Here is a 24,203-nt window from a genome sequence, read left to right as displayed (position 1 = left end):
AGCACCCATGACCTGGCAGCGCAGCACCGGGCCGGCCGGGCATGCACGCGCCGCAACGGTTCTGCCGTTCTGCCGACCTTTTTTGTGCTGCCATTGTTATTTTTGAATCAATTGGTTTCCAACTGATGGGTTTTGCAGCGATTTGCCGCAATCCGCGGCGAAACTCGCGCCCGCAGTCACCTGCGTGCCGGAGGCTCCAGGCCTCTGCAAACCCCCAAAACATTACCTTTTTTATGCACCCATGAACGCAGTTCTTTCATGGTCCGGCTGGCTGGTTGGCGTTGCGCTGTCCACCGCGGTCCAGGCCGGGACCAAGGCGCCCCCGGCCATCGACCCCGCCCACTGCCAGCCGCCTGGCGCCGACCTGGTGCTGCCGGTGGAGTGGGCGCCCTACCGCGATGCGACGCGCGTGTGTGCCCTGGCCGAACGCCCGGCGGGCAAGGCACCGGCCCGGGCGCCGGCCGAGGTCCGCCTGGTGGCGGTGTTCACCGATGCCTATTACCGCAACCTGCCGGCCAACGCCCCGTGGGAGCGCTTTCCCCTGCCGGTGCTGGTGGACGAGGCGGGCCGCTGCCTGGCCCGGTTGCCGCATCTCTTTCCAGTGGACCCGCCCGAAGACCTCGAGGTGCGCCCGGGCCGCTGGCGCGACGGTATTCCCCAGGAAATCCAGTTGCAGGTGCGCTCGCCTGCGCAGGGCGGCGACTACCGCCTGCCCACCCTGAGGTGGGACAGTGAAGCCCGCCTTTACCGTGCCTCCCCCGCGAAGACCGCGGAGGCTTCATCGACACAGGACCACACCCCATGCCCGTAGACGCTGCAGCGGTCGCCAAACTCCAGCAGGCCTGCGACAAGGCCGCCGCCCTCTATCCCAATTCCTGCAGCCATTCGGTCTGGTACGTGATCCAGCAGTACCTGCCCGACCAGCCGTGGATGAATGCCAACGCGCTCATGGACCACGTGCAGGGCCAGCGCCACTGGCGCTCCGTTCCTGCGTCGCAGGTGGGCGAGCTGGCGCGCGGCGGGGCGCTCATCGTCGGCGGCAAGAAGGAACCGGGACATGGGCACGTCATCGTGGTCTATCCTGGTCCCGACAAGGCTGCCGGAGGGTATTCGTACACCCGGGGCGGCAAGACGGAAACGTTGCGGACCCGCGGCAGCTATCCGCCGGCGATGTCCACGTCTCTGGGCGGCTGGGCCGGAGCCCGCAGCAAGGGCGACAAGACCATCTGGGACCCCTGGGCCAGCGATGCCAAGTTCGCGCACGTGACCTTCTGGCAGCTCGTGCAGTAGCCTGTGGGCCCCGCCGTGGGCCCCTGCGGACCAGAGGAGCGCTTGCCTGCGCTCCGTATGCCGATCTCAGGCCGGATCGAGCGGGAATACCGGCCTGCGTACGTTCCTGAACGGGAAAAGCGCGTAGTTGGAACTGGTCACCCCGGTGGGGCTGTCGCATTCGACCAGCGCGTGCGAGAGCGGCACGAACACCGGCCGGCAGTACATGCGCGACTTGAGCAGCACGAAGCGGTGGGCCGTGGGGTCCATGCCCACGCAGGAGAACACGCCCAGGTCCCACGGCTCGTGGGTGCGCTCGGTGACCACGATGCGCGCCTTGCCCGTGTCGAACAGCACGGTGCGGCCCATGGCGCAGCGCTGGCCGGTGTAGATGGGGCCGGTGACGGTGTATTCGCCGTCGCTGATGGCCACCACGGTGCCTTCGACGGCCACCGGCTCCTTGGCCACGCCGAGCTGGGTGAGCGGCACCTTGTTGCCCAGGCGCACGGTGGTGCGGGCGCCCACGCCGGCCACGATCAGCTCGGCGACGGCCTCGGGGTCGCACAGCGGGCCCACGGCGATGTCTTCCAGGCCCTCGGCGAGGGCGGCCTGCAGCACGTCCATGGAGTCGCAGGTGCCGCCGGACATGCAGTTGTCGCTGTGGTCCAGCAGCAGCACCGGGCGTTGAGCGCCCTCGGCCAGGGCCTGGGCGCGCTGCAGCGACGCGCCCAGCGGTTCGCTGTCGTAGACGAATTCCGCGCGCTCCTCCCAGATCGCGGCGGCGATGCGGTCCGCAGCGGCTTGGGCCGGCGCGGGGTCGTCGGCATCGGCGGTGACGACCACGCTCATGCAGGGCGCCTCGATGTCGGCGAGCGAGAAGCCCGCGAACACCGTGGCGGCGGGAATGCCTTCGGCCTCGGCCGCGCGCGCCGCGTCCACCGCGCGCAGCATCGCCCCCTGCAGTGTGGTGCTGCGCAGCGTGTGGCCCATCATGGGCAGCGGGTGCCAGCGCACGGTGTAGCGCGCCCGGCCCTGCAGCATGTCCAGCAGCAGGCGGCCGGCGTGCTCGCCGGTTTCGTACATGTCGATGTGCGGATAGGTCTTGAAGCCCACCATCACGTCGGCGTGGGCGACCATCTTGGGCGTGATGTTGCCGTGCAGGTCCAGCGCCACGGCCACGGGCACGCCCGGCGCGGCGGCGCGCACGCGCTCCAGCAGGTCGCCTTCGCCGTCGGGGCTGTTCTCGGCCACCATGGCGCCGTGCAGGTCCAGCAGGATGGCGTCGCAGCCGGGCGCGGCTTCCACGATGCGGCGGGTGAGCTCGTCGTAGGCGGCGGCATGCACCGGGCCGCTGGGGTTGGCCATGGCCGACACGGGCGTCACCATCTCGGCGCCCAGGCTGCGGGCCAGGTCGATGAAGGCAGCCATGGCGGTACGCATGCCGAGGTTGTCCTGCAGCGCCTCCTGCCCGTAGCGGGGCGCGAAGGCTTCCAGCGGCGTGGGCACCGGCGAGAAGGTGTTGGTCTCGTGGTTGAGCCGCGCGATCAGGAACTTCATCGTCATGCCGCCACCCCCGCGCTGCGCAGCATGGCGTGCAGCAGCACGTTGCAGCCGGCCTCCAGGTGTTCGGGCTCTGCGTCTTCGATCTCGTTGTGGCTGATGCCGTCCGCGCACGGCACGAAGACCATGGCCGTGGGCGCCAGGCGTGCGAGGTACACGGCATCGTGCCCGGCGCCGCTCACCACGTCCATGGCGCTGTAGCCCAGCGCGGCCGCGTCGGCGCGCAAGCCTTCCACCAGTTCGGGGGTGAAGGGCTGCGGCGGGAAGTACACCACCTGCTCCACTGCCATCTGCGTGCGGCGGGCGGCACCGATGCGTTCGCACGCCGCGCGCAGGGCGGCGTCCATCTGCAGCAACACCGCGTCGTCGGCGGCGCGCAGGTCCACCGTCATGCGCACGCTGCCCGGGATCACGTTGCGCGAGCTGGGGAACACCTCCAGCACGCCCACCGTGCCGCGCGCGTGCGGCGCATGCGCCAGGGCGATGCGGTTCACTTCTTCCACCAGGCTGCTCGCCGCCAGCAGCGCGTCGCGGCGCAGGTCCATGGGCGTCGGGCCCGCATGGGCTTCCATGCCCTGCACGGTCACGTCGTACCAGCGCTGGCCGAGGGCGCCCTGCACCACGCCGATCACGCAACCGTTAGCTTCCAATACCGGCCCCTGCTCGATGTGCGCCTCGAAATACGCGCCCACCGCGGGCGTGGGGGCAGCCTCGCCGGCATAGCCGATGGCGGCGAGCGCCTCGGCCACGCTGGTGCCCTGGCCATCGCGCTGCTCCAGCGCATGCTCCAGCGTGAAGGCGCCGGCGAACACGCCCGAGCCCATCATCACGGGCACGAAGCGCGAGCCTTCCTCATTGGTCCACACGGCGATCTCGATCGGCGCCTCGGTCTCGATGCCGGCGTCGTTCAAGCTGCGCACCACCTCCAGGCCGGCCAGCACGCCGTAGTTGCCGTCGAACTTGCCGCCGGTGGGCTGGGTGTCGATGTGGCTGCCGGTCATCACGGGCGGCAGGGCGTCGTTGCGCCCGGCGCGGCGCGCGAAGATGTTGCCGATGGCGTCGATGCGCACGCTGCAGCCGGTCTCGCGCGCCCAGCGCACGAACAGGTCGCGGCCCTCGCCGTCCAGCGCGGTGAGCGCCAGCCGGCACACGCCGCCCTTCGGCGTGGCGCCGATCTGCGCCAGGTCCATCAGCGATTGCCAGAGGCGCGCGCCGTTCACGCGCGCCTGCAGCGCAGGGGGGGAAGTCTTCATGTCCACGGTGGGTGATCCTGAATGGGGTTCGGGGGTCAGGCCAGGCCGACGCCTAGGTAGCGGTCCTTGGTCGCTTCGTCGGCCAGGAAGTCGGCGTTGCGGGCTTCGTGCACGACCGCGCCTTGCTCGATGATGTAGTGGCGGTCGGCCAGCTGGGTGCAGACTTCGAGGTTCTGTTCCACGAGCAGGATGGCCACGCCCGCGGCCTTGATGGCCTGCAGCTGGGACACGATCTCCTCGACGATCACGGGTGCGAGGCCTTCCACGGGCTCGTCCAGCATGAGCAGGCGCGGGGCGTTCATCAGCGCGCGGCCAATGGCCAGCATCTGCTGCTCGCCGCCCGAGAGCTGCCCGCCGCCGTTGCTGCGGCGCTCCTTCAGGCGCGGGAAGATGCGGTAGATGTCGGCCAGTTGCCAGGGCGATTGCTTGCGCTGGCCCAGCAGCAGGTTCTCTTCCACCGTGAGCAGCCGGAAGATGCCGCGGTGCTCGGGCACCAGGCACACGCCGCGCTGCGCGATGCGGTGCGCGGGCAGGCCCTGTACGTCGTCACCCATGAAGCGCACGCGCCCCGCGCTGGGCTGCACCACGCCGCAGATGCTCTTGAGCGTGGTGGTCTTGCCCGCGCCGTTGCGCCCGAGCAGCGTGACCAGTTCGCCGTCGTCCACGCGCAGGTCGATGCCCTGCAGCACGTGGCTCTTGCCGTAGTGGGCGTGCAGCCCCTCGATCTGCAGGATGCTCATGCCTTGCCTCCGGTGATCATGTTGCCCAGGTAGGCGCTGCGAACGCGCTCGTCGCTGCGTATCGCGTGCGGATGGCCCTCGGCCAGCACGCGGCCCTGCTGCATGACGGTGACGGTGTCGGAGATGTCCATCACGATGTTCATGTTGTGCTCGATGAGCACCACGGTGTGCTCGTCCTTCAGGCCCTGGATCAGCCGCTTCATGTCGTCCAGATCGTCGATGCCCATGCCCGAGGTGGGCTCGTCCAGGAAGATCGCCTTCGGGCCCGCGGCCAGCGCCATGCCCACCTCGAGCCGGCGCTGCTGGCCGTGCGAGAGGTTGCCCACGGGCGTGTCGGCATGGCGCTCCAGGCCCAGCCGCGCCAGCACGCGGGCCACCACGTCGGCGCGGGAGCGGGCGCCCATGGGCGCGCTCCAGCAGTTGAGCGCCTGCGCGGGCGCCGTGCCCTGCGCGGCCAGCCGCAGGTTCTCGCGCACCGGCAGCGTGAGGAACAGGCTGGTCACCTGGAACGAGCGCGCCATGCCGCGCTGCACGCGGCGGTGGTCCGGCTCGCGGGTCACGTCGTGGCCGTCGAACACGATGCGCCCGCCGCTCACCGCCTTGGTGCCGGTGAGCATGTGGAACAGCGTGGTCTTGCCTGCGCCGTTGGGGCCGATCACCGAATGCACGGTGTTCGCGCGCACTTTCAGGTCGACGCCCGAGAGCGCGGCGAACTTGTCATAGCGCTTCTCGACGCCGATGGCTTCCAGCAGGATGGGGGCCGTGCTCATGCTTTGTCTCCCGTGCCGGCAGGGGTGGCGTCGCCAGGGGCCTTCGCGCCGCGCAGGCGGTCCCAGGCCGATTCGAACAGGCCCCAGAGACCGCGCTGCATGCCGAGGCTGATCACCATCAGCACCACGCCCAGCAGCAGCAGCCAGCGCGGCCAGAGGGTGGAGAGCCAGTCGCCCACGATCAGGTAGAAGGCCGAGCCCAGCAGCGAGGCCAGGAGGTTGCCGGTGCCGCCGATCACGGTCATCACGAGGATCATCTCGCTCGTGTGGTACTCGGCGTTCGCCAGCGGGGCAATGCCGGTCATCATGGCGTGGAGCGCGCCGGCCAGGCCCGTGACGGCACCGGAGATCACGAAGGCCTGCAGCTTCAGCAGCTTCAGGTCGTAGCCGATGGCGCCCGCGCGCTCCTCGTTGTCGCGCACGGCCAGCAGGGTGCGGCCGAACACCGAGGCCGACACCTTCTGCAGCAGCCAGAAGGCCACCAGGAACACCACGGCGACAAAGCCGTAATACTGCCAGGGCGAGGCGAGCGGCCACAGCGTGAAGCCGCCCACGGCGAGGGACGGGCGCGGGATGTCCATCAGGCCGTTGTCGCCGCCCGTGAGGCCGGGCATGGAGTAGGCGAGGAAGTAGAACATCTGCGCGAAGGCGAGCGTCAGCATCACGAAATAGGTGCCGCGCTGGCGGATGGCGACCCAGCCCACCAGCGCCGCGCCCACCGCACCCGCCACCACGGCGAGCGCCAGGGCCAGCGGCATGGGCAAGGGCCAGCGCGTGAGCGTGAGGGCGATGGTGTAGCTGCCGAGGCCAAAGAAGATGCCCTGCCCGAAGGACAGCAGCCCCGTGTGCCCCAGCAGCAGGTTGCAGCCCATGGCCGCGAGGCCGTAGATCAGCACCTCGCTGGCCAGAGACCCGGACTGCATGGTGAGCGGCATCGCCAGCACGAAGGCCAGGGCCAGCAGCAGGTGGAAGTGTTTGCGCAAGATCGTCATGGCGGTGTTCATCCTTTGCGGCCCAGCAGGCCATGCGGGCGCAGCAGCAGCACGGCGGCCATGGCGACGTAGATCATCAGGCGCGCGCCCTCGGGCCACACGGTGCTCATCACGCTCTGCACGATGCCGATCAGGAGGCCCCCGACCAGCGCGCCGCCGAAGCTGCCCATGCCGCCCACCACCACGACCACGAAGGCCACGCCCAGCGCCTCGATGCCCATGAAGGGCTCGGCGCCGCGGATGGGCGCCGCCAGCACGCCCGCGATGGCGGCAGTGGCCGCGCCCAGCGCGAACACCAGGCTGAAGATGCGGAACACGTTGATGCCCAGCAGCGACACCATCTCGGTCGATTCGCTGCCCGCGCGCACCGCGCTGCCCAGGCGCGTGCCTTCGAGCACCCACCACAGGCCCACGGCCAGCACGGCGGTGAAGCCGATCACGAAGAGCCGGTACTTGGGATAGACGAAGCTGCCCCACATCACCACGCCCTGCAGCAGATCGGGCACGGCCACGCTGTCGCCCAGCGGCCCCCACTGCAGGATCACCAGCTCCTGCACCGCGAGCGCCAGGCCCACGGTGACGAGGATGTGGAACTCGTGCGGCTTGGCGTACACGTGGCGCAGCACCAGCTTTTCGGTGAGCCAGCCCAGGGCGCCCACCACCAGCGGCACCACCGCCAGGGCGAGCCAGAAGCTCAGGCCCCAGCGCGTCATCTGGTAGCAGAAGTACGCGCCAAGCAGATAGAACGCGCCGTGCGCGAAGTTCACGAAGCGCAGCAGGCCGAACACGATGGACAGGCCGACCGCCAGCAGGAAATACAGCATGCCGATGCCGATCCCGTTGATGACCTGTAGCAGGTAGATGCTCATGGAGTGGGGCAGGACGCAGGAAGGGAAAGCCCCGGCACGGAGTGCGGGGCGGGAAGGTGCGAACGGAAGCGGCGGGTCAGCCGAGCTTGCAGCCGGTCTGGTCCAACGGCAGGAACGACTTGCCGGAGCTCACCACGTCCACGTAGTCGTCCTTGTTGGCCATCTTCGCCTTGGGCTTGCCCTTGAGCAGGTAGTAGTTCTTGAGCACCTGGTGGTCACCCTTGCGGACTTCTTCCTCGCCCGTGAGGCCCGCGTACTTCATGCCTTCCAGCGCGGCGACCACGGCCTTCGGCTCCACCGTGCCGGCCTTGATGATCCCGTCGATCAGCAGCTTGGTGCAGATGTACGAGCCTGCGAGGCTGTAGTTGGGGTTGGACTTGAACTTCTCCTGGCTGCGCTTGACCAGCTCCAGGTTCAGCGGAGCATCCACCGTGTGCCAGTACTGCGCGCCGAAGTAGATCCCGTCGCACAGGTCCGCGCCCAGCGACTCGAACTGCTCCAGCCCCGAGGCCCAGGCGATCAGGATGGTCATGTTCTTGTGCATGCCGAAGCTCACCGCCTGGCGCAGCGCGTCCGACGACTGCGAGCCGAAATTCAGCAGCAAGAGCACGTCGGGCTTGGCGGCCATCGCGTTGGTGAGGTAGCCGCTAAACTCCTTCTCGGTGAGCGAGTGGTAGCTGTTGCCCACGTGCTCCAGGCCTTTTTCCTTGAAGACGTTCTTGGCCGCCGAGAGCAGGCCGTCGCCGAACACGTACTGCGGCGTGATGGTGTACCAGCGCTTGGCCTTGGGCAGCGCGTCGGCCAGCGGGCGCACGGTCTGCTCGATCGCTCCGAAGGTGGGCACCGACCAGCGGAACGTGGCGCTGTTGCAGTCCTTGCCGGTGATCTCGTCGGCGCCCGCGGTGGTGATGAAGATGCCGCCGGCCTTCTCGGCCTCCTTGCCCATGGCCAGCGATTCGGAGGACAGGATGCCACCCGCGAAGAAGCGCGTACCCTGCTGCTGCGATGCCTCCTGCACCTTGCGCACCGCAGTGGCGGGCTTGCCCTCGGTATCGAGCACGGTGTAGGCCAGGGGGCGTCCCAGGGCCTTGCCGTACTGCTCGATGGCCAGCTTCATGCCCAGGTCGGCGAACTTGCCGTTCGCGGCGAAGGCGCCCGACATGGGCACGGGGCAACCGAACTGGATCGCGCCCGTGGACTGCGCCCAGGCTTCGCGCGCGAGGCCCAGCGATGCGGGCAGCGCGCCCAGTGCGGAGAGTTGCAAGAGGTGACGACGTTGCATGGGGAAGAGCTCCTGTGGGTGGATCCGGCCGGCCTGCGGGCCTGGGGCACGGCTTTTTTTGCAAAGCACGTGGCGTGCCATGTGTTTTTCCTATTTATAGTGATAAATAGAACAAATGCCGTGCACGTAAACCCTGCCTGCCGCGCCGCTGCACGCGCGTGGTGCATACACTGCACCACGGAGCGGACGGCCGGATGCCCTGCCGCCCACTGCGCTCCACCCGTCTTCAATCCGCAACGCACCATGGCCACGAAACCGCCCGCCGGCAAGCCGATCAAGCCCCTCAAGCGCTCCGACCTCGTCGCGCAGGAGATCAAGCGGCTCATCACCGAGAAGAACCTGAGCCCCGGCGACCGCCTGCCGCGCGAGGGCGAATTGCAGGCGCAGTTCGAGGTGAGCAAGGGCACCATTCGCGAGGCGCTCAAGTCGCTGGAGGTGCAGGGCCTGGTGACCATCTCCACCGGTCCCTCGGGCGGGGGCACCATCGCCGAGGTGTCGCTGGACCGCACGCTGCAGTTCCTGCAGAACTACCTGTTCTTCCAGGACGTGACGATCGACAACATCTACGCCGTGCGCCAGTTCCTGGAGCCCGAACTGGCCGCCGGCGCCGTGCCTCACCTGACGGAGGCCGACTTCGATGCGCTTGAGCACAGCATCGCCTGCTGCGATCCCCATTCCAGCAGCGAGGACCTGCTCGCCCAGCGCCGGGAGGACGTGAACTTCCACGACATCCTGGCCGCGGCCAACCCGAACCCCTTCCTGCGCTTCACCTGCGAGCTGATCAACGAGATGCTGCGCCAGCTCATCGTGTACGGCAACCGCACCCCGAAGTCGGAGCACCGCCGCTTCGGCGAGACCAACGCCCGGTTCCACCGCGAGATCGTGCAGGCGGCACGGGCGCGCGATGCCGTCCTGGTGCGCGAATTGATGGCGCGGCACATGCTCGACGCCGCCAGCAGCGTCCAGCGCATGAAGGGCCGCATCCAGGGCCGCCTGATCCTGGACGCCGAGACGCTGCGCGGCCCCCGGTCGGTCCACCTGCGCAAGAAGGAATAGCGCGCTCAGCCGGGCTCCGGGCTGCCGCCCGTCGTGCCGTGCACGGCCACACGGTTGCGTCCCTGCACCTTGGCGGAATACAACGCTTCGTCCGCGCGGGCCAGGAGTGCATGGGGCTCGTCCGCGTGCTGCGGGAAGGCCGAGACACCGCACGACAGGGTGGTGGACAGCGCATCGGGGCCGTGGCGCACCTGCAGCGCTTCGAAGGCCTGGCGCAGCGCCTCGGCCCGCTCCCGGGCGATGGTCAGCGGTGTCTCCGGCAGCAGCAGCACGAATTCCTCGCCACCGTGCCGGCAGGCCAGGTCCTGCACGCGCACGTGGCGCTGCAGCAGCTGCGCCAGGGCCTGCAGCATGGCGTCGCCGGCGGCGTGGCCGTGGGTGTCGTTGACGCGCTTGAAGTGGTCGATGTCGATCATCAGCAGCGACAGCGGCAGGCCCCTGGCGCCGCACTGCGCGATCCGGGCCGCGAGGGTGGCGTCCAGGTGGCGCCGGTTGTACAGGCCGGTGAGCGGGTCGCGCATGGCCTGCTCCTGCAACTGGTCCTGCAGCGCCCGGATTTCCTCGAACTGGGTGCGCAGCCGGGCGTTGCTCTGCTGCTGCTCCACCGCCCGCCGGTAGCTGGTGTGGGCGAACACGGTCAGGAACAGCGTGAGCGCCAGGATGCACAGCAGCGACGTGGCCATGTCGATGTCCGGGTGCAGGGGCTGGTCCCCGTACAGGGCGAGCCCGCCCAGGAGCCCGACGCCCATGGCGGCCAGGAGCCGCAGCAGGCCGGGATAGCCGTGGAACGCGACGACGTTGATGCAGTTGCCGATGAACAGCGTGAAGGTGATCCAGACCGGAAGGCCCAGCAGGCCCGCCCAGAGCCCGCCGAAGACGTTGTCCACCAGCATGTTGTGCAACTCGGCCTTCGCCTGGTGCGGCGAGCGGCGGGCCGTCCAGTAGGCGAGTTGCGGGTAGGCGAGGAACTGCACGGCCAGCACGGCCCAGGCGGCCCGGCCTGCACCGATGTGCAGGAAATGCGACCCCAGCGCCAGGAACAGCAGCGCGTAGAAGAAGGTGCGGTTGCGGTGGTTCATCCGCACCAGCCAGTGGACGGTGCGTGCGGGCGAGGGCGCTGGCGGGTTCGGAGAAGAAGGCATCGGCGGCGGTACGGCTTCCCGGCAGGCCCGCGGTGGAGGACGCGTGGAAGGGTGGCTCGACAGTGGATCCTTCCCTTATCGGCAGTTTTCCGGAAAGCTGCAGTGTTGTCTTCCCGCAGCCTTCCTGGTCTTTCCGGGCGGGCCGGTGGCCCCATTGCCTCGCAATGGAGTGACAATCCGCCTGCCACGGCATCCCGTGGCGCCGGGCGCTCCGGGAGGGAGTACCTGGCGCCGGTGTGCCGTGCCCCTTTCCCATCCAGCCATGAAAACAGGTGAAACGATGCGTTCCATGCGTTCCTACAGTGCCCTCTTGAGCCTTCTTTGCTGCGCCGCCGTGCTCGGCGGATGCGCCGCCGGTGCCTCCGGCCAGGCGCCCGGCACCCCCGCCGAGGCCCCGCCGCCGGCCGCCGCTCCCGCACCCGAGCCGGCTCCCGCCCCGGCCCCCGCCCCCGCCCCGGTGCGCATTCCCGACGACGGCACGGTCGCCGAGTTCTCCGGCCTGGAAACCGAGCTGCCCGCCAGTACCGCGGAGCTGCTGGACGCCCTGACCGCGGACAAGGCAGCCGCTAGCCAGCGCTGGGAGATCAAGGGCTACGCCGACCGGAAGGTCACCAAGAACGCGCGCCAGATCGCCCTGGCCCGCGCGCTCGCCGTGCGCAAGGAACTGGTGGCGCGCGGCGTGCCGGCGCAGAACCTGCGCGTGATGTTCAGCACCGACCAGGCCCGCAATGCGGTGACCGTGCTCCCGCGCTGATTCGCATCCCGTTCATGGCGGCCCGTGGCGACATCGCGCACCACGGGCCGCTGTGCTGTCAACGGCTGCTGGGGAAGCTGAACACCGCGCCTTCGCGCACGCCGGCCGAGGGCCAGCGCTGGGTGATGGTCTTGCGCTTGGTGTAGAAGCGCACGGCATCCGGGCCGTAGGCGTGCAGGTCGCCGAACAGGCTGCGCTTCCAGCCGCCGAACGAGTGGTAGGCCACCGGCACGGGCAGGGGCACGTTCACGCCCACCATGCCCACCTGGATGTGGTCGGTGAAGTAGCGGGCCGCCTCGCCGTCGCGCGTGAAGATGCAGGTGCCGTTGCCGTACTCGTGGTCGTCGATGAGCTGCATCGCTTCCTGCAGGTTCTTCACGCGCACCACGCCGAGCACGGGGCCGAAGATCTCTTCCTGGTAGATCTTCATGCCGGGCTTCACGTGGTCGAACAGGCAGGCGCCCAGGAAGTAGCCTTCCTCGTGGCCGGCCACCTTCACCGTGCGGCCGTCCACCACCAGCGTCGCGCCTTCGGCGACGCCGCTGTCCACATAGGCCTTCACCTTTTCGAAGTGCTGCTTCGTCACCAGCGGGCCCATGTCGTTGCCGTTGTCCGTACCGGGGCCGACCTTCATCTTCGCGATCTCGGCCTGCAGTCCGGCGATCACGGCATCCGCCGTGTCATCGCCCACGGCCACCACCAGCGGGATCGCCATGCAGCGCTCCCCGCAGCTGCCGTAAGCCGCACCCATCAGCGCGCTCACGGCGTTGCCGATGTCGGCGTCGGGCATGACGATGGCGTGGTTCTTGGCGCCGCCCAGGGCCTGCACGCGCTTGCCGTGTCTGCAGCCTTCCGCATAGATGTATTCTGCGATCGGCGTGGAGCCGACGAAGCTCACGGCCTTCACGCGCGGATCGCGCAGCAGCGTGTCCACGGCCGCCTTGTCGCCGTTCACCACGTTCAGCACGCCGGGCGGCAGGCCCGCTTCCAGCGCCAGTTGGGCGATGAGCAGGGCACTGCTCGGATCGCGTTCGGAGGGCTTGAGCACGAAGGTGTTGCCGCAGGCCACGGCCATGGGCCACATCCACAGCGGCACCATGGCCGGGAAGTTGAACGGCGTGATGCCTGCGGTAACGCCCAGCGCCTGGAACTCGGACCACGAATCGATGTTCGGGCCCACGTTGCGGCTGTGCTCGCCCTTGAGCAGTTCGGGCGCGTAGCTGGCGTATTCCACGTTCTCGATGCCGCGCTGCAGTTCGCCATGTGCGTCGGAGAGCACCTTGCCGTGTTCGGCGGTGATGAGGGCGGCGATCCTGTCGGCGTTCTCCTCGAGCAGCACCTTCAATTTGGACATCACGCGCGCGCGCTTGAGCGGCGGCGTGTTGCGCCAGGCGGGGAAGGCCTTTTCGGCCGAGGCGATGGCCGCCTCGACGGTGGCCTGGTCGGCCAGCGCCACGCTGGTGGTCGATTGGCCGGTGGCCGGGTTGAACACCGGCTGGGTGCGGGCGGTGTCGGCGACGATCTGGCCGTCGATCAGGTGGCCGACGGTGGAGGTCACGGATTTGTCGTGTTGCATGGCGTTCTTGTCGAAGGAAAAAACGGGGTCAGGCCATGGCGGCCTGGGGTTCCAGATGGGGAGTCACGTGGCCCAGGGCGCGCTCCACGTATTCTTCTTTTTCGCCCACGGGGGCGAAGTAGTGCAGCACTTCGCGCGCAGCCTCCATGCCCTTCAGGCGGCACAGCAGCCAGGCCACCAGGTATTGCGAGGCGAGGCAGCCGCCCGCCGTGGCGACATTGCCGCGCGCCACGAACGGCCGCTGCACCACCTGCACGCCCGAGGCTTCCACCCAGGGCCGGCTGGTGAGGTCGGTGCAGGCCGGCACGCCGCCGAGCAGCCCCAGGCGGCCCAGCAGGAAGGTGCCTGAGCACTGCGCGGCCAGCAATTGGCGGGCAGGGTCCAGCACGCGCAGCTGCTCCATGATGGCCGGGTTGGCGGCGATGTCGCGCGTCTTCATGCCGCTGCCCACCAGCACCGCGTCGGCCCCCGCCAGCGTGTCCAGGCCTTCGTGCGCATCGATCGTCAGCCCGTTCATGGAGGTTACCTGGCGCGACGGGCTGGCGATGCGCACCTGCCAATCGGCCTCCCCCCGCAGCGCGACGCGGTTGAGCATGCCGAACGCGACCAGCGAATCCAGGTCGTTGAAGGCATCGAAGGTCAGGATGGCGATGTGCATGGGCGTCAGGCCACTTCGTGCAGGGCGTCGCCCAGGGCGCTGACCAGGCGGTCGATTTCCGCCTCGGTACTGATGAAGGGCGGCGCGAGCTGGATGGTGTCGCCGCCATAGCGCACGTAGAAGCCCTTGTCCCAGCACTTCATGGCGATCTCGTAGGGGCGCTTCGCGGGCTCGCCCGGCAGGGCCGCGATGGTGATGCCCGCAGCCAGGCCGTAGTTGCGGATGTCGGCCACGTGCTTCGCGCCCTTGAGGCCATGCACCGCGTTCTCGAAATACGGCGCCAGCGCCTTTACGCGGGCCGGCATGTCTTCCTTCTGCAGGATGTCGAGCACCGCATTGCCCGCTGCGCACGCGACCGGGTGGGCCGAGTAGGTGTAGCCGTGCGGGAACTCGAGCATGTACTCGGGCCCGCCCTGCGAGATGAAGGTGTCGTAGATCTCCTTGGTAGCCATCACGCCGCCCAGCGGCTGCGCGCCGTTGGTCACCTGCTTGGCGAAGTTCAGGATGTCGGGCGTCACGCCGAAGGCCTCGGCCCCCGTCCATGCGCCGCAGCGGCCGAAGCCCGTGATGACCTCGTCGAAGATCAGCAGGATGTTGTTCTGCGTGCAGATCTCGCGAATGCGCTCCAAATAGCCCTTCGGAGGGATGACCACGCCGGCCGAACCCGAGAACGGCTCCACGATCACCGCGGCGATGTTGGAGGCGTCGTGCAGGGCGATCACGTCCAGCAGCCTGTCGGCCAGTGCGCGGCCGCCGTCCTCGGCCATGCCGCGCTGGAAGGTGCCCGCGGGCGGCTGGGTGTGGGGGATGTGGTCGGCTTCCACGGCCTGGCCGAAGGTCTTGCGGTTGCCGACGATGCCGCCCACCGAGATGCCGCCGAAGTTCACGCCGTGGTAGCCCTTCTCGCGGCCGATCAGGCGCGTCTTGCTCGCCTGGCCCTTGGCGCGCCAGTAGGCGCGCGCCATCTTGAGCGAGGTATCGGCGGATTCGGAGCCCGAGCCGGTGAAGAACACGTAGTCCAGCCCTGCGGGCGTCAATTCCTTGAGCTTGTTGGCCAGCGCGAACGAGGCGGGGTGGCCGAACTGGAAGGCCGGCGAATAGTCCAGCGTGGCGGCGGCGCGGCCGATGGCCTCGGCCACCTCGGTGCGGCCATGTCCCAGGCCCGAGCACCACAGTCCCGAGAGGCCGTCGAAGATCTTGCGGCCTTCGGCATCCGTGTAATAGGCCCCCTGGGCGCCCACGATCATGCGCGGGCGGGCCTTGAAGTTGCGGTTGCCCGTGAAGGGCATCCAGTGCGCTTCGAGCCAGGCGGCATCCATGCGGGGGGCGGCGGCGTCCGCGCCGGGCGCGGGTTCGATGACGGAAAAGCCCATGGTCGGTCCTTTGGAGAGGGATGGCGGAAGAAACACGCAGGCAGGCCACGGCGGCAGCGTTCTCGTACCCTGTGGCCCCTGCATTCGTAGGCGGATTCTTCCGGGGATGGATAATTTCTTGAATGAGCAAATATCCATGTTCACTTGCCGGTTCGTGCAAGTTTCCGGGCGAACCATGACGACACCTGCACAACCCCCCCGGGCGGCTCTGCCGTCCCCGCTGCCGGGCCCCGTGCCCGCCACCCGCGAGCGCGCCGTGCTCGGCCAGCTCAGCGACATGGACCTGCGCCTGCTGCAGGTGTTCAAGAGCGTGGTGGAATGCGGTGGCATGGCCGCGGCCGAGCTGGAGCTCAACATCGGCACCAGTACCGTGAGCCGCCACATGAAGGACCTGGAGACGCGCCTGGGCCTCACCCTCTGCCGCCGCGGCCGGGCGGGCTTCGCGCTCACGCCCGAGGGCCAGCGCGTCTATGAGGAAACGCTGCGCCTGCTGGCCTCGGTGCGCAGCTTCCGCGACGGCATCGACGACATCCATGCGCGCATGGGCGGCCAGCTGGCCGTGGCGGTGTTCGACAAGACCGCCACCAACCCGGCGGCGCGCATCGGCGAGGCCATCGCTGCTTTCGGCCGGCAGGCGCCCGAGGTGGAACTGCAGCTGCACGTGGGCCCGATCAATGCCATCGAACGCGGCGTGATCGACGGCAGCTACCAGGTCGGCATCATCCCCGCACACCGCAGCTCACAGAGCCTCGTCTACACCGACCTGTTCGGGGAGACCATGCTGCTGTACTGCGGCGCGGGCCACCCGCTCTTCGGCGCCGACCACACGGGCCTGGACTGGGATGCCGTGCGGGACTATCCCTTCGCCGGCCTGGGCTACCACTCGCCCAACATGGAACTGAGCCACCGCGCCCGCTTCGCCCGCGCGGCCACGGGCTTCGACCAGGAATCGATCGCCACGCTCATCCTGTCGGGGCGGTACCTGGGGTTCTTGCCCGACCACTATGCCGAGGCCTTCGAGCGGCGCGGGCGGATGCAGGCCGTGCGGCCGGAGCTGCTGCGCTATGAATGCCGGTTCGTGGGGCTGGTGCGCAGGTCGCCGGCGCCGTCGAGGGCGGCGCAGGCGTTCGGGGAGTGCCTGGTGCGGGCGCATGGGTGAGGTGCGCCTGCGGTAACAGGCCACGGCTCCAGCGACAGTCTCCTGCCCACCACGACCTGTTCAGAGGCGTTCAGCCCGACAGTTGCGCTTCGTAACCATGCGGTAGCTCAATGGGGGAGCAATGGAGATCTTTGCCTCCAGAATCCGGCCCGAAGAAAAAGCACCAAAGAGAGGGCCAGATGAACGATATCGTCCGTGTCGATGCGGAGCGACTGCGCGCACATTTGGAAGACAAGCTGCCGCCAAAGGTCCGGCGGTTTCGGCTCGATGACATTCCGGACGTGATGCGATCGCGTCTGGGGTGGCCGGTGGCGGCGGCGTTGATGGAGCGGTGGTTCAGGGGGGCGGGGTTTGAGATCACTCGCTCGATAAAGCGCAGCCTTCCACCCGGGCTGCTACACCAGTTACCCGCATCGCAACTGGATGAAGATACCGTCACCATGCAATGGGCACTGGGTTTTTCCCGTGTGCAGGCTGCGGTGTCGAGGTTGCAGTCGGAGTGGAGCAGCCCTGCTGGAATAGTGGAGCTACAAAGGAAGGTCATACGACAAACATTAGGACGGACCCCGCCCTGGCGTTTTGGCAACCTGAGCCAGCCGGCAAAGATATTGGATGACACGTGCCAAGTGAATGTCCTGCAAGTAGGCCGGCTCAGCGACCCGGTGGACGACTTCTACGGTGCCATGGGCGAGGCCACGCTCAAGGTCGCGGTGTCGGGCTTGGTGACGCCCAGGGGGCACGGCAAGGTGGTCATCGCTATCGATGCGCTGGCCTTCTACCTGCGCGATTCCTACGATTTCAACGATGACTCCTTGCTGTCGCAGCCGCTGGGCTTCTGGGGGCCGCATGGCGTGAAGCGTTTTCCCCGGTCTGCCCTGGACATTCCCCTCGCCGAGCAATGGATGTATGCCGATGCCGACGAGGCCAGCCGCCAAAGTTATTTGGTGCAGAACCGGCACTTCAGGCAATGGCGCGCCCTGCATGGACGGGGCGGCGATTTCATGATCGTCTCCGACACGCATCGCGTGCGCCTTCCGTTTCCCATCCAGCTGGAGTGGTGATGAAGCTTTCCGCTCTCAAGAATGTGCCCTGCATCGTCTGGTGCCTGGCGCTGACCGCCTGCGTGGTACTGGGCTGGTATGTGACCAGGCCGACATTGTTCATGACCTTTGACAGTCCCCACCGTGTCTATCGGCTGGAGATCTACGACGCATCGGTGTGGCAACGCATCGTGCATTACGGCCAGAGGGATCCAGCCATTTTCCGCCTGTATCGGGTGGACCCCAAGAAGCTTCTGGGCGAAAGCGAGGTAGTTGATCTTGCGCCTGGAGTCGGCGCGATCGATTGGCAACTCGACCCACCCGTGCAAACCAACAAGGTTTATGTGGGCCTCGGGGTCGTCTTTGAAAACATACCATCGGAATGCGGGGAAGCAGCCCGGATACCGGGCTGCACCAGCACCGGGCCCTGAAGCGCGTCTGCGGTATGTACCATCGCTCGCGATCTGCCGATGCAGTGGTGAACAAGCCCGATGTGACTGCCTTGAATGGTGTACAGGAAGTCGAGAGCAGGGCGGTGAGTCTTGCGCCCCGCTGGCCACGCCCCGCGTAGACAGGCCGGGCCGGAGCCGCCTGCTCAACAACCGTCCACGTGCACGCCGGAGCCGGTGTTGATGGCCGTGCAAGCCTTCACCTTGTTCTTGCTGTCCCTGGGGTCGACGTAGATGGTAACGTGCCGGTCGTTGGCTTGGTGACAGCCTTTTTGCACCTGTACCACCCCGCATGCCGCCAGAAGCTGGCCTCCCAATTGGGTGCTGTGCTTGTCTTTCTTGGAATCGAGGAAGGCTTTTATCTGGCTTTCCGTGTATGGACGGTCAGTGCCAGGATAGTTCTGGTCATTGTTGCCGCTGGCATTCCAGTCCACTTTGAACTGGTAATCCGGCCTTGCTGCCGCGACGGCGCTTGCCAGAGCCAATGCCGTGAATACTGCAAGTTTTCTCATGATCGTTCCCTCTCTGCATGTGTATGTTGGATGCCTTCGACCATGCTTGCCTCGATGGACGCACGGCAACGGGCATTTTCGGGAGAGGCACCCCATGGCGAAATTACATGGCATTTCCCGCCGCTGGGGCTGATAATCCGTTCACCGCCTTCCGTGCAGGAGCCCCGCCATGTCCTCCATTTCCTCCATCGCCTCCTCCGGCCTGCGCGCTGCGCAGCTGCAACTGGACACCTCGGCGCACAACGTGGCCAACATGAACACGGAGGGTTTCCGCCGCCAGACGGTGGAGCAGTCTGCGGTGCCGGACCAGGGCGGGGTGGAGGCGCGCGTCGGCCGGGCCGCGCAGGAAGGCGCCTCGCCGGAGGCGGACGCGGTGGACCAGATGTCCGCGACCTATGCCTTCTCGGCCAACCTGCAGACACTCAAGACCGAGGACCGCATGCTCGGTTCGCTGTTGGATACCCGCGCCTGACCTTGCGGCGTCGGCGGGGTCAGCGCCCGTTGGCGAGGCCGGCCAGGCGCTCGACCAGCCAGTGGGCGAACGGCAGGGCCCGGGGCTGCATGGCAACCGCGCGGTGCGCACCGGAGGTATGTGCGGCAGCATGTTCCATGGCGGTTCTCCAGCCCGTGGCGTTCAGGCGCCTGCAGCGGCGGGTTGCGATGCGGCTGCGGCGGCGCGTCGCCGGCCCGCGCGTTCCCAGGCCTTCTCATGGAAGAAGAATGCCACGGCCTGCACGGTGGGCTCCAGCAGGCTCAGCGTGAGCGAGGCGATCAGGTTGCCGGTGACCGCATAGGCCACCAGGGCCGCGACGCAGATGTGGATGAGGTAGTAGCTGCCCGTCTTCATGAGCGTGGGCAGGTTCTGGCGGGTGGCGTGGCGGATGCGGTCCATGGCGGCTCTCCTTCTTTCTTTCCGTATCGGTGTTCGCGGGGGATGTGTGAATGCTATGCATTCTCATTGGCGTGCGCCAATTGATCCTCTCGAAGCCGGCGATAGCGCCGCGGCCCGGCGCCGCTATGATCGGCCACCGCACGGACGGGTTCGCAGTCCGTTTTCCTTCCTTCCCTCTTCACAGCCGGAGCACCGCATGGCCCTCATGGACTTCATCAAGAAGCAGTTCATCGACATCATCCAGTGGACGGAAGACGACGACGGAACGCTGGCGTGGCGCTTTCCCATGCGCGATCTGGAAATCCAGAACGGCGGCACGCTGGTGGTGCGCGAGTCGCAGATGGCAGTGTTCGTCAACGAGGGCAAGGTGGCCGACGTGTTCGGCCCCGGCACCTACAAGCTGACCACGCAGACCCTGCCGGTGCTCACCTACCTGAAGAACTGGGACAAGCTGTTCGAGTCCCCGTTCAAGAGCGACGTGTACTTCTTCAGCACGCGCCAGCAGGTGGACCAGAAGTGGGGCACGCCGCAGCCCATCACCATCCGCGACAAGGATTTCGGTGCGGTGCGCTTGCGCGCCTTCGGCAACTACGCATACCGCGTGGCCGATCCGAAGCTGTTCCATACCGAGATCTCCGGCACGCGCGCAGCCTACACGGTGGGCGAGCTCGACGGCCAGCTGCGCGGCCTCGTGCTGCAGAACATCAGCAACGCGATCGCCTCCAGCGGCCTGCCGTTCCTCGACCTCGCGGCCAACCAGATCATGTTCGCCGATGCGCTCGCGAAGGAGCTGCAGCCCGCTTTCGCGAAGATCGGCCTGCAGCTGGAGGCGATGACGGTGCAGAACCTGTCGCTGCCCGAAGAGCTGCAGAAGATCCTCGACCAGAAGATCGGCATGGGCATGGTCGGCAACGACATGGGCAAGTTCATGCAGTACCAGACGGCGCAGTCCATTCCGAAGTTCGCGGAAGGCGCGGGCAACGGGGGCGGCGTTGCGGGCGACGCGATGGGCCTGGGCGCGGGCGTGGCGCTCGGGCAGGTGCTGGCGCAGAACCTGCAGCAGGGCCTGCAGGGGGGCGCAGGGGCTCCGGCTGCCGCCGCCGGGGGCGCCGTGCCCGTGGCGGGCGTGCGTCCCGAGGACGTGATGGCCACCCTGGAAAAACTGGGCGACCTCAAGGCCAAGGGCATCCTCACGCAGGAAGAGTTCGACGCCAAGAAGGCAGAGTTGCTCAAGAAGCTGGTCTGAGCGGGTGTGACCCGAAGCGCCGCAGGCGGTGGATGGCAAGGCCTCCGACCGCTGCGGAGTAAATCGTGCCCTGCCGGCGAGGATGCCGGCAGGGGGCCGACAACACCGATCACCACATGGCCGATCCCCAACTCCAGCGCCACTACCGGGCGCCCTGCCCGGGCTGCGGCGCGCCGGTCGAATTCCGCAGCGCGCAGTCCACGCACGCGGTCTGTCCCTACTGCCAGAGCACCGTCGTGCGCAGCGGGGAGGTGCTGTCGCGCGTGGGCAAGATGGCCGAGGTGTTCGACGACCACAGCCCGCTGCAGCTCATGGCGAGCGGCCGCGCCGTGCTGGATGGGCGCGAGCAGCCGTTCACGCTGATCGGGCGGCTGCAGTACAAGGCCGACACGGGCACGTGGACCGAGTGGAACGCGATCCTGGAGGATGGCACCACCGCCACGCTGGGCGAGGACAACGGGGGCTACGTGTTCACGCGGCCCATCGAGCCGGGGCGCGAGTTGCCAGCCCCGGAGCGCTTCCGCGTGGGCGCCACCACGGCGATCAACGGCGTGCCCTACAGCGTGGCGGCGAACGTGCAGGCGCATCTCGTGTCGGCGCAGGGCGAACTGCCCAAGCTGCCGCCGCTGGGCCAGCCTTTCTCGGTGGTGGAACTGCGCAGCGAGCAGGGCGAGGTGCTGTCCATCGACTATTCGCAGGCACCCCCGCGGGTGGAGCGCGGCCGCGCCGTGCGGCTGGAAGACCTGCACATGCAGGGCCTGCGCGAGGAGTCGGCGAAGGACGAGAAGGCGCGCCAGTTCAGTTGCCCGCATTGCGGCGCGCCGGTGCCGGTGGCGTTCGACACCACCAAGAGCCTGACCTGCCCGTCGTGCGCGAGCCTGATCGACATCTCGGGCGGCATCGGGGGCGAGCTGCGGCATGCGGTGCAGGACGAGCCCGTGCAGCCGCTGATCCCGCTGGGCACGACCGGCCTGCTCGAGGGCGTGGTCTGGCAGGTGGTGGGCTTCCAGCACCGCATGGGCCGCGAGCCGGACGACGACGAGAGCTTCGGCTGGGACGAGTACCTGCTCTACAACCGCCAGCGCGGGTTCGCTTTCCTCGTGGATGCCTCGGACGGCTGGAGCCTGGTGCGGCCCGCGACGGGCGCGCCCAAGCTGTCCGCCGACGGACAGACCGCCACCTACCTGCAGAATCCCTACCGGCTGGATTACCAGTACCGCGCCGAGACCACGTACGTGCTGGGCGAGTTCTACTGGCCGGTGGAGCGGGGGCAGGCTACCCAGAACCGCGACTACAGCAGCAAGGGCGGCCGGGGCCGGCTGTCGATGGAGCAGACCCCGCGCGAGATCACGTGGTCGGTGGGCAGCTTGGTGGACAGCGCCCTGGTGGCCCAGGCGTTCAAGCTCGAGGGGCGCAAGGACCTGTTCAAGCGCGACGACGCGGCGCCCCTGGCGAGCGCCGGCAGCCTCGGGGGAGTGGGCTGCGTCACGGTGATCATCGTGGCGGTCGTGCTGGTCCTTCTGCTGCTGCTGTTCTCGCGGGGCTGCAGCTCCTCCTGCGATCCTGCGCGGGAGAACTGCACCTCGTCGAGCTACCGCTCCTCGGGCGGCTCCTTCGGGGGCTGGTCCAGCGGCGGCGGGCACAAGTAGCGGCTGTGCTAGCCGAGCCCGTTTTTTTCCGGTTCGTTGTTTGAATGAAGGAGTTCACCATGCCATTCGACTGGCTGCACCCCGCCGCCTTCTTCGGCTCCATCCTGTTCGCGCTGATCGGCGTGCTGGTGTTCTGGATCAGCTTCATCGTCATCGACAAGATTACGCCCTACGACCTGTGGGCCGAGATCGTCGAGAAGCAGAACAAGGCCCTGGCCATGGTCGTGGCTGCGATGTGCCTGGGCATCAGCATCATCGTGGCGGCGGCGATCCACGGGGGGTGAGGCCGCCGTGGTGCTGGCTCGAGGTGCCGGCTGCGGGGGGCGGGCGCTGTCAGGTCGGATCGGGTTCCGACGCTGCGAGGGGCACGGCATGGAAGAAGGCCGGGGCATCCAGCGGGAATGCCATGAGGACGACATATCGCATCGTCCGGCCGCACTGGGCCAGCGTCCACAGCTCGACCGAGCGGCGCCCCGCAGCAGCCGTGGCGCTGATGTCGCGCACGATGCGCGAGGCCGCTGTCTCGATGCTCGGGCAAGCCGCCATTTCCGTGGCCCTGGCCTTCACCATGGCCAGCACTTTCGCACGCTGCGCGGGTGATGCGACGCTGCTGCCAGCGAAGGCCACGGCCGCAACGTCGCCGGTGGCGGGAAAGCCCGCGCCGCCGAGGGCCTTCAGTTCCACCCACGGGTCGGGCGGTGCGTCTTCCAGGCGCCAGTCGTAGTGCATGCTGTAGGACGACTGCATGGGCGAGCCAGTGGAGTCGTGTGCCGGCTGGAACCGGCAGGTGGACATGGCGTCCTGGGCCGCCAGGTCCAGCCGCGCGGATCCGCTGGAGTAGCTCACCGACGTTCTCCGCACGTTGCCGTCCGGACCCACGGTCAGGGTGAGGGCTGTCCGGCCCTGTTCCTTCTGCCGGATGGAGTTCAGTGGATAGACCGGGCGCACGCACGTTCCGGGAATGAGCGTGGGCTGCCACTGGACATCGCGGCGCGGGGCCTGCCGGGTGTCCGGAAACAGGTTGTACCCCTGGGCGGCAACGTTCGCCGGCAGTGCGGTGGCGATCAGCGCCCCGCAGAGGGCCAGGAGGGGAGAAAGGGGCATGGCTCGGCGGCTCACAGTTCACCCCCGAACCCGTAGCCCCGCTCCGACCGGACCATGGAGGCCGCCTTGCGCAGCAGTTCGTCGCGGGCCGGTGCGGCGTCTCTTCCGTCGGACTGGACATAGGGGGCGAGTTGCTCCAGCACGACGCGGGCCTCGAGCACCATCACCGCCTCGGGCAGGGGATCCCGGTACAGGGCAATGACGGCATCGTTGTGCCACGTGGTGACCGTGACGGTGGTGCCAGGGGTATAGATGAATATGGGCGCGCCGCCTCCCTTGGTCTTGAGCATGCGGGGCTGTTCACCGTCCGTGCCCGCATATCCGGCAGGCTGTATCGCAGGGATGGAGCGTTGCGGCGCCGGGCCGCCGGCCAGGGGCTCGTTCGGCTTGCGCACCGTGAAGTGGGTGTATCCCTTTTCCCTGGTGAGCTCGGCGCAGCGGTAGACCCAGAAATTCCAGACGCGGTCGGCGGACGTGTTGCCGTTGCCGTCGAACTTCACGCGGTAGTGCGTTTCATCGATCTTCTCGTCGGTGTATCCGCCTGCCATGCCCTTGCGGGCGTAGGGCGTGGTGCAGGCTGCGAGAGCCAGCGACGCAGCGATGGCGGCTGCCAGTAGAAGGGGGCGCAAATCGGATCTCCCAGCCGCAGCAGCTCGGACAGGCGGCGGTCGTGTTGGTATGGTGTTCGACAGAGAGCTGATACAAAATTTTACGTTAACTCGGCAGCAAAGCTTCAACCACGGAATCCATCAATGAATTATTAAGAATCGTTATCACTCTCATTACAATTTGTCGCTTTCGTAACGCGGCCGCAGCCAAGACGGCACGGCCGGATTTTTGAGAGCGATATGGCGACAC

At 67.9% G+C, this 24,203-nt stretch carries 26 protein-coding genes; 11 read left to right on the top strand and 15 right to left on the bottom strand.

Translation table 11 applies throughout. The features are described 5' to 3' along the window. The first annotated feature begins 241 nt into the window (after nucleotides 1–241). Both ACAV_RS23555 and ACAV_RS23550 read left to right on the top strand, forming a co-directional pair. Entirely contained in the window at nucleotides 242–811 is a 570-nt protein-coding gene (locus ACAV_RS23555) for a hypothetical protein (protein ID WP_013597086.1), read from the top strand. Then, complete coding sequence (locus ACAV_RS23550; protein WP_013597085.1) at nucleotides 802–1,290, top strand: hypothetical protein; 489 nt, start codon at nucleotides 802–804, stop codon at nucleotides 1,288–1,290. The genes ACAV_RS23555 and ACAV_RS23550 overlap by 10 nt, the downstream gene beginning before the upstream one ends. 66 nt (nucleotides 1,291–1,356) lie before the next feature. Here ACAV_RS23550 and ACAV_RS23545 read toward each other — a convergent pair whose 3' ends face one another. From ACAV_RS23545 to ACAV_RS23515, 7 genes are all read right to left on the bottom strand, one after another. Then, nucleotides 1,357–2,826 (bottom strand): M81 family metallopeptidase, encoded by a 1,470-nt coding sequence (locus ACAV_RS23545; protein ID WP_041828865.1) that lies wholly within the window; start codon nucleotides 2,824–2,826, stop codon nucleotides 1,357–1,359. 2 nt (nucleotides 2,827–2,828) lie between these two features. Next, nucleotides 2,829–4,082: a Zn-dependent hydrolase gene (locus ACAV_RS23540; RefSeq protein ID WP_013597083.1), complete on the bottom strand. Its 1,254-nt coding sequence runs from the start codon at nucleotides 4,080–4,082 to the stop codon at nucleotides 2,829–2,831. 35 nt (nucleotides 4,083–4,117) lie between these two features. Then, complete coding sequence (locus tag ACAV_RS23535; protein ID WP_013597082.1) at nucleotides 4,118–4,822, bottom strand: ABC transporter ATP-binding protein; 705 nt, start codon at nucleotides 4,820–4,822, stop codon at nucleotides 4,118–4,120. Continuing rightward, a complete protein-coding gene (locus ACAV_RS23530) occupies nucleotides 4,819–5,592 on the bottom strand; it encodes an ABC transporter ATP-binding protein (protein WP_013597081.1) in 774 nt (257 codons plus the stop codon). The genes ACAV_RS23535 and ACAV_RS23530 overlap by 4 nt, the downstream gene beginning before the upstream one ends. Continuing rightward, nucleotides 5,589–6,584, bottom strand: coding sequence for a branched-chain amino acid ABC transporter permease (locus tag ACAV_RS23525; RefSeq protein ID WP_013597080.1), 996 nt, complete (start codon nucleotides 6,582–6,584; stop codon nucleotides 5,589–5,591). The genes ACAV_RS23530 and ACAV_RS23525 overlap by 4 nt, the downstream gene beginning before the upstream one ends. Nucleotides 6,585–6,592: 8 nt before the next feature. Beyond that, on the bottom strand, nucleotides 6,593–7,453 hold the full coding sequence (locus tag ACAV_RS23520; RefSeq protein WP_013597079.1) for a branched-chain amino acid ABC transporter permease: 861 nt from the start codon (nucleotides 7,451–7,453) through the stop codon (nucleotides 6,593–6,595). Nucleotides 7,454–7,529: 76 nt separating this feature from the next. After that, nucleotides 7,530–8,735, bottom strand: coding sequence for an ABC transporter substrate-binding protein (locus tag ACAV_RS23515; RefSeq protein WP_013597078.1), 1,206 nt, complete (start codon nucleotides 8,733–8,735; stop codon nucleotides 7,530–7,532). 243 nt (nucleotides 8,736–8,978) lie between these two features. On the opposite strand from ACAV_RS23515, the gene ACAV_RS23510 reads away from it, so the two are divergent. Continuing rightward, the gene (locus tag ACAV_RS23510; RefSeq protein WP_013597077.1) at nucleotides 8,979–9,791 is read left to right on the top strand and encodes a FadR/GntR family transcriptional regulator; all 813 of its coding nucleotides are present in this window, start codon (nucleotides 8,979–8,981) and stop codon (nucleotides 9,789–9,791) included. Between the two features lie 5 nt (nucleotides 9,792–9,796). On the opposite strand, the gene ACAV_RS23505 is transcribed toward ACAV_RS23510, so the two are convergent. Beyond that, nucleotides 9,797–10,933, bottom strand: a complete 1,137-nt coding sequence (locus tag ACAV_RS23505) for a sensor domain-containing diguanylate cyclase (protein ID WP_049791205.1) — start codon at nucleotides 10,931–10,933, stop codon at nucleotides 9,797–9,799. Between the two features lie 289 nt (nucleotides 10,934–11,222). Between ACAV_RS23505 and ACAV_RS23500 the strand changes: the two genes are divergently transcribed. Further along, on the top strand, nucleotides 11,223–11,687 hold the full coding sequence (locus ACAV_RS23500) for an OmpA family protein (protein WP_244875506.1): 465 nt from the start codon (nucleotides 11,223–11,225) through the stop codon (nucleotides 11,685–11,687). A 58-nt stretch (nucleotides 11,688–11,745) separates the two neighbouring features. On the opposite strand, the gene ACAV_RS23495 is transcribed toward ACAV_RS23500, so the two are convergent. Genes ACAV_RS23495 through aptA form a run of 3 tightly spaced genes read right to left on the bottom strand, consistent with a single transcriptional unit; the run spans nucleotide 11,746 to nucleotide 15,294 of the window. Continuing rightward, entirely contained in the window at nucleotides 11,746–13,263 is a 1,518-nt protein-coding gene (locus tag ACAV_RS23495) for a CoA-acylating methylmalonate-semialdehyde dehydrogenase (protein ID WP_013597074.1), read from the bottom strand. A 28-nt stretch (nucleotides 13,264–13,291) separates the two neighbouring features. After that, nucleotides 13,292–13,921 (bottom strand): DJ-1/PfpI family protein, encoded by a 630-nt coding sequence (locus ACAV_RS23490; protein WP_013597073.1) that lies wholly within the window; start codon nucleotides 13,919–13,921, stop codon nucleotides 13,292–13,294. 5 nt (nucleotides 13,922–13,926) lie between these two features. Beyond that, a complete protein-coding gene (aptA, locus tag ACAV_RS23485; RefSeq protein WP_013597072.1) occupies nucleotides 13,927–15,294 on the bottom strand; it encodes an omega-aminotransferase AptA in 1,368 nt (455 codons plus the stop codon). 175 nt (nucleotides 15,295–15,469) lie between these two features. On the opposite strand from aptA, the gene ACAV_RS23480 reads away from it, so the two are divergent. The 3 genes from ACAV_RS23480 to ACAV_RS23470 all read left to right on the top strand — a co-directional run bounded on the left by ACAV_RS23480 (nucleotide 15,470) and on the right by ACAV_RS23470 (nucleotide 17,924). Then, entirely contained in the window at nucleotides 15,470–16,453 is a 984-nt protein-coding gene (locus tag ACAV_RS23480; RefSeq protein ID WP_013597071.1) for a LysR family transcriptional regulator, read from the top strand. A gap of 179 nt (nucleotides 16,454–16,632) precedes the next feature. Next, nucleotides 16,633–17,514, top strand: coding sequence for a DUF6402 family protein (locus tag ACAV_RS23475; RefSeq protein WP_013597070.1), 882 nt, complete (start codon nucleotides 16,633–16,635; stop codon nucleotides 17,512–17,514). After that, the gene (locus ACAV_RS23470) at nucleotides 17,514–17,924 is read left to right on the top strand and encodes a hypothetical protein (protein WP_013597069.1); all 411 of its coding nucleotides are present in this window, start codon (nucleotides 17,514–17,516) and stop codon (nucleotides 17,922–17,924) included. Before ACAV_RS23475 ends, ACAV_RS23470 begins: the two co-directional genes overlap by 1 nt. Before the next feature lie 164 nt (nucleotides 17,925–18,088). On the opposite strand, the gene ACAV_RS24855 is transcribed toward ACAV_RS23470, so the two are convergent. Beyond that, a complete protein-coding gene (locus ACAV_RS24855; RefSeq protein WP_013597068.1) occupies nucleotides 18,089–18,454 on the bottom strand; it encodes a hypothetical protein in 366 nt (121 codons plus the stop codon). A gap of 169 nt (nucleotides 18,455–18,623) precedes the next feature. Between ACAV_RS24855 and ACAV_RS23465 the strand changes: the two genes are divergently transcribed. Continuing rightward, a complete protein-coding gene (locus tag ACAV_RS23465) occupies nucleotides 18,624–18,926 on the top strand; it encodes a flagellar basal body protein (RefSeq protein WP_013597067.1) in 303 nt (100 codons plus the stop codon). A gap of 162 nt (nucleotides 18,927–19,088) precedes the next feature. On the opposite strand, the gene ACAV_RS23460 is transcribed toward ACAV_RS23465, so the two are convergent. Next, the gene (locus ACAV_RS23460) at nucleotides 19,089–19,346 is read right to left on the bottom strand and encodes a DUF2061 domain-containing protein (RefSeq protein WP_013597065.1); all 258 of its coding nucleotides are present in this window, start codon (nucleotides 19,344–19,346) and stop codon (nucleotides 19,089–19,091) included. 196 nt (nucleotides 19,347–19,542) lie between these two features. Here ACAV_RS23460 and ACAV_RS23455 point away from each other — a divergent pair, with 196 nt between their 5' ends. The 3 genes from ACAV_RS23455 to ACAV_RS23445 all read left to right on the top strand — a co-directional run bounded on the left by ACAV_RS23455 (nucleotide 19,543) and on the right by ACAV_RS23445 (nucleotide 22,525). Then, the gene (locus ACAV_RS23455; RefSeq protein ID WP_013597064.1) at nucleotides 19,543–20,592 is read left to right on the top strand and encodes an SPFH domain-containing protein; all 1,050 of its coding nucleotides are present in this window, start codon (nucleotides 19,543–19,545) and stop codon (nucleotides 20,590–20,592) included. A 116-nt stretch (nucleotides 20,593–20,708) separates the two neighbouring features. Next, nucleotides 20,709–22,241, top strand: coding sequence for a DUF4178 domain-containing protein (locus tag ACAV_RS23450; RefSeq protein ID WP_013597063.1), 1,533 nt, complete (start codon nucleotides 20,709–20,711; stop codon nucleotides 22,239–22,241). Between the two features lie 59 nt (nucleotides 22,242–22,300). Then, nucleotides 22,301–22,525 (top strand): DUF350 domain-containing protein, encoded by a 225-nt coding sequence (locus tag ACAV_RS23445; RefSeq protein WP_013597062.1) that lies wholly within the window; start codon nucleotides 22,301–22,303, stop codon nucleotides 22,523–22,525. A gap of 49 nt (nucleotides 22,526–22,574) precedes the next feature. On the opposite strand, the gene ACAV_RS23900 is transcribed toward ACAV_RS23445, so the two are convergent. Further along, nucleotides 22,575–23,345 carry an energy transducer TonB gene (locus tag ACAV_RS23900; RefSeq protein WP_013597061.1) on the bottom strand — a complete coding sequence of 257 codons (771 nt, stop codon included), beginning with the start codon at nucleotides 23,343–23,345 and terminating at the stop codon, nucleotides 22,575–22,577. A gap of 11 nt (nucleotides 23,346–23,356) precedes the next feature. Further along, on the bottom strand, nucleotides 23,357–23,974 hold the full coding sequence (locus ACAV_RS23895; RefSeq protein WP_013597060.1) for a CC0125/CC1285 family lipoprotein: 618 nt from the start codon (nucleotides 23,972–23,974) through the stop codon (nucleotides 23,357–23,359). Between the last annotated feature and the right edge of the window lie 229 nt (nucleotides 23,975–24,203).

It is taken from the genome of Paracidovorax avenae ATCC 19860, from assembly GCF_000176855.2.
GTDB lineage: Bacteria > Pseudomonadota > Gammaproteobacteria > Burkholderiales > Burkholderiaceae_C > Paracidovorax > Paracidovorax avenae.
The sequence above is the reverse complement of the archived record's forward strand: the minus strand, read 5'-3'. Positions and strand labels throughout refer to the sequence as shown.